The organism is Arsukibacterium sp. (assembly GCF_018402695.1).
In the GTDB taxonomy this organism is placed as follows: Bacteria; Pseudomonadota; Gammaproteobacteria; order Enterobacterales; family Alteromonadaceae; genus Alishewanella.
This window is the reverse complement of the sequence record NZ_JAGYIM010000024.1, coordinates 456,491-464,771: the sequence shown is the minus strand read 5'-3', so window position 1 is coordinate 464,771 and position 8,281 is coordinate 456,491. Positions and strand designations below refer to the sequence as shown.

Genomic DNA, 8,281 nt, shown 5'->3' with positions numbered 1-8,281 from the left:
TTATGTTTGGTGGTCAGGGCTTATGAAGATATTTAAAACCTTATTAATGGCACAATTGCTTACTGCAATATTACTGGCAGCGGTTACCGTGTCAGCTCTGGTAATATACAGTCAACAACTGGTGGAGATTCGCGAACGGAATGCGCGTAATACCATTGAACAAATTTTAGCCCATCATCTTTCAGGCGATGCCAAAGTACTTAGCAGGCAATTAGACCGGAGTTTTGATTTACAAAGCCTACGCATTAGCCAGCTTGATGGCACGGTTTTACACGAACAGAATAGTGCCCGCTCTGCTACTACTGCCGCAATGTGGGCACTGCAAACGGCTGGCAGCCAGTTCAGGCCGGTCTTGCTGCGAAGTGAAGAACACGGTATTCAGCTTAGCTATCAACTTAATCACAAGCCGATGCTGGCCCCCCTGCAACAACTGGGTTTTATCCTGCTGTTAGCCCCTTTTATCATTGGCTGGTTAACCGTTATTATTGCTAAAAGCAGTATTAACCGTAGTTACCGCAAAACATCTAAAGCCGTTAACCAACTGATTGATGGCTTTATTCAGGACCCGCAAAAAGCTGAGCCAAATTGGAACAATATTCCACCTGAGTTTTCGGACATTAATGTTGCTTTACAAAAACTGGCCAATTATAGCAAAAAACAATACAGTGAGATGACCACTGCGGCTTATCAGATAGCAGAAGAAGCGTATAAAGATCCGGTAACCGACCTGCCCAATCGCAACCGATTCGTCCAGTATTATGAAGACCATTGTAAAGTATCCAAGGAAACTGACTTTGGGGTGTTTGCAATTACCCGCTGTACCGAGTTACAGAGCCTGAATCAGACCCGCGGTTATCAGGAAGGCGATCAATACATTAAAGATGTCGCTAATATTGTGCGCAAAGTGGCCGACGCTTACAAAGACGCCCGAATATTCCGCTTAAACAGCTCTGATTTTGGCATTCTCCTGCCCCGCATAACGCCGAAAGAAGCCGAGAACTTTGCTCTGCAACTGCAAAGCCGCTTTAACGAATACCAGAAAAATGCCGAGCTCGATTCAATCGCCTATACCGGTCTGGTAACTTACGAAAGTGGCAAAGCACTGGGGGAGTTGCTGGCCGTTGCCGATACGTCGATCAGCCTGGCGCAAACCAAGCAGACCAACGCCTGGCATTTACAAAAAGACTCGGCCGGTCTGGAGATGGCCAGCAGTGGTTATGGCAATCAGAACTGGCGCAATGTGATTGAAGACGTGTTAAATAATAACCGGATCGCGTTACTAACCCAACTTATCCAACCGTCAAACCGCTCTGCCAAAGCTTATTCTGAAATTCTGGTACGGTTTAAAACTCAGGAAAATCAAGTACTGCCAACTGCATCGTTTTTAGCGATGGCGGAAAAACTGGATAAAATCATTGCCGTCGACCGGTTAATTATCGAAACGGCATTAACCACCATCAAAAACCGCAATTTGCAGGATCAGTATTTCGGTTTAAACTTGTCACCGCGCTGTGTCCATGATGATCAATTTGTTATCTGGCTGGAACGCCGCTTGTTGAAAGATGCCCATATTGCAGCAAAACTGATTTTTGAAGTATCGGAGTTTGGTTTGCAGCAAAACCTGAAAACCAGTAAGCGCTTTATCGATATGGTCCACCGTGCCGGTGCCCGTATTACGGTAGAAAAATTCGGCGTGGGTATTACCTCGTTTAAGTTCTTCCGAGATTTAAAACCAGACTTCGTCAAAATGGACGGCAGTTACACCCGCAGAATTGATGAAGATAAAAATAACCAATATTTTATGCGCTTAATGATCGATCTGGCGCACCGGATTGGTGTAGGTGTATTCGCTGAAAGCGTTGAAACGCAGGAAGAGAAGCACATGCTGGAGTCGTTGTTTATCGATGGTAACCAGGGTTACTATGTCGGTAAACCGGCACCGATTTAACTACGGCTAGTTAGTGGCAGTTAACCTGGTTATACCGGCCCGGTTAACTGCCATGAAAACCTGACACTGTAAGGGGCTGGCGTAATAACCCTACAGTTTGTTTGGTTGTAACCACTTAGACATCATTGCATAATACCCGCCTGTTAAGTGTCTGAGCGCAACTACCTAAGCCCAACTATGACTGAATTCCTGCTTTTACTAATCAGTACAGTGTTAGTTAACAACTTTGTGTTGGTTAAGTTTCTGGGGTTATGCCCTTTTATGGGTGTATCGTCGAAACTGGAGACGGCTATTGGTATGGCGTTGGCAACCACCTTTGTCCTGACCCTCGCCTCGATATGCAGTTATCTGGTCGATACGTTTTTGTTAGCGCCGTTTGAACTGCTGTATTTACGCACCCTCAGCTTTATTCTGGTTATTGCAGTAGTAGTTCAGTTCACCGAAATGGTGGTACATAAAACCAGCCCTACCCTGTATCGGTTGTTAGGTATATTTTTGCCTCTGATCACAACCAATTGTGCTGTGCTGGGCGTAGCATTATTAAACGTGAATGAACGGCATAATTTTATAAACTCGGTGATTTATGGCTTTGGCGCTGCAGTTGGCTTTTCGCTGGTGCTGATATTATTTGCCGCTATGCGCGAACGACTGGCTGCGGCTGATGTGCCGGTACCGTTCAGGGGGGCGGCTATTGCCATGATCACCGCCGGCCTGATGTCGCTGGCGTTTATGGGATTTACCGGTTTGGTGAAAGTCTGATGAGTTTATTAACTGCATTGCTCATCCTGGGTGGCCTGGCGCTGGTTTTTGGCGGCTTACTGGGCTTTGCTGCCGTTCGGTTTAAAGTACAGAGCGACCCGCTGGTTGAGCAGATAGATGATATCTTGCCACAAACCCAATGTGGCCAGTGCGGCTACCCGGGATGCCGGCCCTATGCCGAAGCAATAGCCAATGGCGATGACATTAACAAATGCCCGCCGGGTGGCGATAGTACTATTCGCAAACTGGCTGATTTAATGGGGGTGGAAGCCAAACCATTAAATGCAGCACAGACGGTGGCAATCAAGCGGGTAGCCTACATCAGAGAAGATGAGTGCATCGGCTGTACCAAATGCATTCAGGCCTGTCCGGTAGATGCGATAGTCGGCGCGTCAAAATTGATGCATACCGTTATCGTCGATGAATGCACGGGTTGTGATTTGTGTGTTGAGCCCTGCCCGGTTGACTGTATTGACATGTTGCCTGTCACCCCGACGCCGGAGCGTTGGAAGTGGGACTTAAAGGCAATTCCGATAACTCAGGTGGAGTAACAGGTGCCGAGTTTATTTCAGCAAATTCAGGCAGGAAAGTTATGGGACTTTCACGGTGGGGTTCACCCGCCTACCCGCAAAGCTCAGACTGCGCAAAAACCGATAGGCGTATTGCCATTACCTGACCGGTTATATATTCCGCTGCGCCAGCATATCGGTGTTGCGGGCCATGTTCTGGTGAGTAAGGGTCAGCGGGTTTTAAAAGGTCAGCCGCTCACCAGTGCTGATAACTCAATGGCGGTACCTGTGCATGCCCCTACTTCAGGCACCGTCATGGCTATTGCTGAACACACCAGTGCCCACCCGTCAGCATTACCGGAAATTACCATAACGTTAGTGCCTGACGGTCTTGATGAATGGCGCAGCCGCTATCCGCTTAACCTTGCCACCAGCGACAAGCTCAGTTTACTGGAGCGGATCCAGGAAAGTGGTATTGCCGGCATGGGGGGCGCGGGTTTTCCAGCTCACCTGAAAGCGGGTTTAACCCAACCTGTTGATTATCTGATTATCAATGCTGTTGAGTGCGAACCCTATATCACTGCCGACGATGCCCTGATTCAGGAAGGCGCGATAACCATCGTCAAAGGTATTGATATTCTTTGCAAGTTATTGAACCCAAAAGCTGTTTTAATTGGCATTGAAGATGATAAACCGATCGCCAGCGCAGCATTAAAAGCTGCCTGTAGTCAACGCGAACATTATTATGTACGCGATGTTCCAACCAAATATCCGTCAGGCGGCGAAAAACAGCTGATTCAGTTGTTAACCAATAAAGAGGTTCCTGCTGGGCGCCGGCCCATTGATATTGGCATTGTTATGCTGAATGTCGGTACCGCCTTTGCCGTTGCTCAGGCCGTACTGGACGATCAACCACTGCTGTCGCGTATTGTTACGGTAACGGGTGAAACGCTTAGTCAACCGCAGAATGTTTTGGCGTTAATTGGCACGCCGGTTAGCGATCTCCTGACATTTTGTGGCTATCAGCAGCAAACCGCTGGTAAAGTCATTATGGGCGGACCGATGATGGGCTTTACCCTGCCCGATTTGACTGTGCCAATAATAAAAACCACCAATTGCATCCTTGCCCCCAGTCAGTACGAACTGCCGCAGCCGGGCAATGAACTTGACTGTATTCGTTGCAGCGCCTGTGCTGATGCCTGCCCGGCCAGCCTGTTGCCCCAGCAGTTGCTGTGGTACAGCAAAGCCAAAGATCCGGCCAAGCTGGATGAATATAATCTGTTTGATTGTATTGAATGCGGTGCCTGTGCTTATGTTTGTCCAAGCGAAATTCCGCTGGTGCAATATTACCGGGTCGCTAAAGCTGAAATCCGTGAGCAACAACGTGAGGCAGTAAAAGCCGAACAAGCCAAAGCCCGCTTCGAAGCACGTAATGCCAGGTTGGAGCGGGAAAAACAGCAGCGGATGGCACGCAATCAGCAATTGGCTCAGGCACGTGAGCAGGCCCAGAAAACCGGCAGTAACAGTAATGCTGTTGCAGACGCACTGGCCAGGATTAAAGCAAAAAAAGCTGAGCAACCCGCCCCGGCAACTAACCGTGAACAGGTGCTGGCTGAGCGTGAAGCGAAAAAACAACAAGCTCGTGAGTATCAGGCGGCCAAGGCAGCCGCCAACCAGCAACCGGACTCAGTTTCAGAGACAGCAAAACAAGAGCAGGCTGTCAGCAGCGAACCGACTGTTAATGAGTCAGCAACGGTTGAGCCAGCAAATGCAAAAAGCGCGGCAGTTGCAGCCGCCATTGCCAGAGCAAAAGCCAAAAAGGCAGCCCAGGCTCAGGCAGAGCAGCAGGAAACGATTGTTGAAGCGGAACAAACCAAACAACCGGAAGCCATTGAGCAGTCGTCACCACAGGCCGCCACTGACCCACGCAAAGCGGCTATTGCCGCCGCTATCGCCCGGGCTAAAGCTAAAAAACAAGCAGACAGCGAGAAATCATGAGTTTTAAAATTGCCAGCTCGCCACACAACAGAATAAGCCGCAGTACTGCTGAGATTATGCTGCTGGTAGTGGTTGCCTGTATCCCGGGTATCATCGTCCAGGCGCTACTGTTTGGCTATGGCGTGCTAATTCAGTTAGTCCTGGCAATCAGCACAGCCTGGCTGGCTGAAGCGCTGGTTATGCAGTTGCGGGCCAAGCCGGTTTTGCCGCGCCTTAAAGATCACAGCGCAATGCTTACTGCGGTGCTACTTGCCATTGCTATACCGCCCTACGCCCCCTGGTGGTTAATTGTTATTGGGACTTTCTTTGCCATAGTCATTGTTAAGCAGCTCTACGGTGGCCTGGGTAATAACCTGTTCAACCCGGCAATGGCAGCCTATGTTATGTTGCTTATCGCTTTTCCGTTGCAAATGACTCAGTGGCTGCCCAGTGTTAGTCTGCAACCTGAGTCATTGAGTGTACTTGATGCAGTCTGTGCGGTTTTCACGCAGTACAGTTGCAGTGGTTTCAGTATCACTCAGTTACAAAGTGGTATTGATGGGGTATCTATGGCAACGCCTCTGGACACGTTGCGCACTGACCTCGCAGCCGGTCTTACCCTAACTGAAAGCATGCAGCAACCGGTGTTCTATGGTATCGCCGGTGCCGGTTGGCTGTGGGTAAACCTGGCTTATCTTGCCGGCGGTTTAATGCTGGTTAAACTCCGGGTTATTGGCTGGCGAATTCCGGCCGCAGTGTTGGGCAGTTTATTTCTGATAAGTCTGCTAAGCTGGCTGGCAGCCGCCGACAGCAACCCCAGCCCGCTGTTTCAGCTATTCTCCGGTGCAACCATGCTGGCAGCGTTTTTTATTGCCACTGATCCGGTGTCCGCTTCAACCACCAATAATGGTCGTTTATTGTATGGTGCATTGATAGGTTTAATGATTTTTATTATTCGAAAATATGGCGGTTATCCTGATGGTGTAGCCTTTGCTATCTTATTAGCCAATATGGCCGTTCCGTTAATTGATTATTACACCCGCCCACGCACTTACGGCCACAAAGCAAAAGGAGCAGGTAAATGATATTGCCGATATCAAAAAATGCGTTGTTGCTTGCGGCCGTGGCTTTGGTGTGTGTAGCGATCCTTGGCCTGATAAATCAACTAACCCACCCGAAAATTGCCGAGCAGCAATTGGCGAACAAATTAGCTATTCTGAATGATGTTTTGCCCCAAAATAGCGCAAGTGAGAGCTTGCTGGCCGACTGCATTCTGGTGAGTAATGAGGCATTGCTCGGCCGCCCAACTCCGCAAGCGATTTACCGCTTACGTGACGGAACTGCAATCAGTGCCTTTGTCGTTGAAACCACGGCACCCGATGGCTATAGCAGCAATATTGATCTGATGGTCGCCGTTACACCGGACGGCACTGTACTGGGCAGCCGGGTCCTGAACCATCAGGAGACCCCGGGTCTTGGTGATAAAATTGAGCGGCGCCGCTCCGCCTGGATTGACAGTTTTCAGGGCGAGCAAATAAGCACGGATAATCAGGCAAGCTGGGCCGTAAGAAAAGACGGCGGTCAGTTCGATCAGTTTACCGGCGCCACCATTACACCGCGGGCAGTCGTTGCTGCGGTCTATAACGCGGGCTTGCTGATACTACAACAACCGGAACTGGCTAGCCGGCCAGCAAATTGTGGAGCCAGCCAATGAGCGACAATACCACCAACATTCGGGAGCTTACAGTACAAGGCTTGTGGCGCAATAATCCGGGCCTGGTGCAGTTGCTGGGTTTGTGTCCGTTACTGGCCGTAACTGGCACGGTAACCAATGCCCTGGGCCTGGGGATGGCAACCCTGCTGGTACTGCTAGGCTCAAATGTTGTGGTGTCATTGGTCAGAACGGTCGTGCCATCAGAAATCCGAATTCCGGTGTTCGTGCTGATTATCGCCAGCTTTGTTACCGTGGTTCAGTTGCTGATGAATGCCTATACCTTCGGCCTGTATCAATCGCTTGGCATTTTTATCCCGTTAATTGTGACTAACTGCGCCATTATTGGCCGCGCCGAAGCGTTTGCCTCTAAAAATGCGGTATTGCCTTCAGCGATAGATGCGCTGATGATGGGTCTGGGTTTTATGCTGGTGTTGGTAGCACTGGGTGCCATGCGGGAAATTTTAGGTCAGGGCACCCTGTTCGATGGTGCAGACTTGTTACTGGGCGACTGGGCAGCCTCGCTTCGTATTGAGATATTTGCGCTGGATACCCAATTCTTACTGGCAATGTTACCACCGGGTGCCTTTATCGGCATGGGGCTGTTAATCGCTTTGAAAAATCTGATCGATGCGAAGTTACAGCAGCGTCAGGATCAAGCGGTAGGTATTACCCGCGCCCGGGTCACAGGTGCAACGCAGTAAAAGGTCTGGTAACGTGAATAAACTAAAACGCATTGAAATACTCAGCCGCCTGCGCGCAGCCAATCCCAAGCCCACGACCGAGCTGGAATACAGCTCACCATTTGAGTTACTAATCGCTGTGTTGCTTTCAGCGCAGGCTACCGATGTCGGCGTCAATAAAGCCACCAAACATTTGTTTCCGGTAGCCCGTACGCCACAGGCCATGCTGGATTTAGGCGTTGATGGTGTTAAACACTATGTGAAAACCATCGGCCTGTTTAACACCAAGGCCGAAAATATAATTAAAACCTGCCGTATTCTGGTGGAGCAACACGCTGGCGAAGTGCCGGAAAACCGCGAAGCCCTGGAGGCCCTGCCCGGCGTCGGCCGCAAAACCGCCAATGTGGTACTGAATACCGCCTTTGGCTGGCCAACTATCGCCGTCGATACCCATATTTTCCGGGTATCGAACCGCACTAAACTGGCGGTGGGCAAAAACGTTGACGAAGTCGAACACAAACTGCTTAAAGTAGTACCCAACGAGTTTAAACTGGATGTCCACCACTGGCTTATCCTGCACGGCCGTTACACCTGCGTGGCGCGCAAACCTAAATGTGGCAGTTGTATTATTGAGGACCTATGCGAGTTTAAAGACAAAACCGACTAGGCAAATGGCTGCAAAATGACTTAAGCA

General features: G+C 49.8%; 8 protein-coding genes. All 8 read left to right on the top strand.

The window, feature by feature from the left end:
- Nucleotides 1-1,948: GGDEF domain-containing protein (locus tag KG631_RS17975; protein WP_301003981.1), on the top strand; the 1,948-nt coding region annotated here is incomplete at its 5' end.
- A gap of 177 nt (nt 1,949-2,125) precedes the next feature.
- Nucleotides 2,126-2,707: an electron transport complex subunit RsxA gene (gene rsxA / locus KG631_RS17970; RefSeq protein ID WP_214001009.1), complete on the top strand. Its 582-nt coding sequence runs from the start codon at nt 2,126-2,128 to the stop codon at nt 2,705-2,707.
- Nucleotides 2,707-3,258: an electron transport complex subunit RsxB gene (gene rsxB / locus KG631_RS17965; protein ID WP_214001008.1), complete on the top strand. Its 552-nt coding sequence runs from the start codon at nt 2,707-2,709 to the stop codon at nt 3,256-3,258. The genes rsxA and rsxB overlap by 1 nt, the downstream gene beginning before the upstream one ends.
- Nucleotides 3,259-3,261: 3 nt before the next feature.
- Nucleotides 3,262-5,214: an electron transport complex subunit RsxC gene (gene rsxC / locus KG631_RS17960; RefSeq protein ID WP_214001007.1), complete on the top strand. Its 1,953-nt coding sequence runs from the start codon at nt 3,262-3,264 to the stop codon at nt 5,212-5,214.
- On the top strand, nt 5,211-6,278 hold the full coding sequence (gene rsxD, locus KG631_RS17955; RefSeq protein WP_214001006.1) for an electron transport complex subunit RsxD: 1,068 nt from the start codon (nt 5,211-5,213) through the stop codon (nt 6,276-6,278). The genes rsxC and rsxD overlap by 4 nt, the downstream gene beginning before the upstream one ends.
- On the top strand, nt 6,275-6,907 hold the full coding sequence (gene rsxG / locus KG631_RS17950) for an electron transport complex subunit RsxG (RefSeq protein WP_214001005.1): 633 nt from the start codon (nt 6,275-6,277) through the stop codon (nt 6,905-6,907). The genes rsxD and rsxG overlap by 4 nt, the downstream gene beginning before the upstream one ends.
- A complete protein-coding gene (locus KG631_RS17945; RefSeq protein ID WP_214001004.1) occupies nt 6,904-7,608 on the top strand; it encodes an electron transport complex subunit E in 705 nt (234 codons plus the stop codon). Before rsxG ends, KG631_RS17945 begins: the two co-directional genes overlap by 4 nt.
- A 13-nt stretch (nt 7,609-7,621) precedes the next feature.
- Nucleotides 7,622-8,254, top strand: coding sequence for an endonuclease III (nth, locus tag KG631_RS17940; protein ID WP_214001003.1), 633 nt, complete (start codon nt 7,622-7,624; stop codon nt 8,252-8,254).
- Nucleotides 8,255-8,281 lie beyond the last annotated feature (27 nt).

What these genes read in the sequence shown, in the direction of transcription:
- KG631_RS17945 (WP_214001004.1), top strand. Translation starts at nt 6,904, where the DNA reads ATGAGCGACAATACCACCAACATTCGGGAGCTTACAGTACAAGGCTTG.
- rsxB (WP_214001008.1), top strand. Translation starts at nt 2,707, where the DNA reads ATGAGTTTATTAACTGCATTGCTCATCCTGGGTGGCCTGGCGCTGGTT.
- rsxD (WP_214001006.1), top strand. Translation starts at nt 5,211, where the DNA reads ATGAGTTTTAAAATTGCCAGCTCGCCACACAACAGAATAAGCCGCAGT.
- rsxG (WP_214001005.1), top strand. Translation starts at nt 6,275, where the DNA reads ATGATATTGCCGATATCAAAAAATGCGTTGTTGCTTGCGGCCGTGGCT.
- rsxA (WP_214001009.1), top strand. Translation starts at nt 2,126, where the DNA reads ATGACTGAATTCCTGCTTTTACTAATCAGTACAGTGTTAGTTAACAAC.